The sequence below is a fragment of the Micrococcus sp. GbtcB5 genome, from assembly GCF_019091605.1.
Lineage (GTDB): Bacteria > Actinomycetota > Actinomycetes > Actinomycetales > Micrococcaceae > Micrococcus > Micrococcus luteus.
Genome location: NZ_JAGXJK010000538.1, coordinates 1 through 233 on the forward strand (window position 1 = coordinate 1; position 233 = coordinate 233).

Below are 233 nucleotides of genomic sequence, written 5' to 3' on the forward strand. Positions count from 1 at the left end.
GAGGCCCCCGGCTACGGCGTGGACCCGGCCATGGTGCGGGACAAGGACGGCATCACGGCCGCCCGCATGGCCGCGGAGCTGGCCGCCGCCCTCAAGGCGCAGGGACGCGGCCTGTCGGACGCCCTGGCCGACGTCGACGCGGTCACCGGCGCCATGCCCAGCGCCCAGGTCTCGGTCCGCGTGGCGGGCCTGTCCCTGGTCGCCCGCACCATGCCGGCCCTGCGGCAGCAGGC

At 78.1% G+C, this 233-nt stretch carries 1 pseudogene; it reads left to right on the top strand.

The features are described 5' to 3' along the window. Positions 1 to 233, top strand: a pseudogene (locus KVS67_RS13405) (phospho-sugar mutase); the annotation flags it as partial.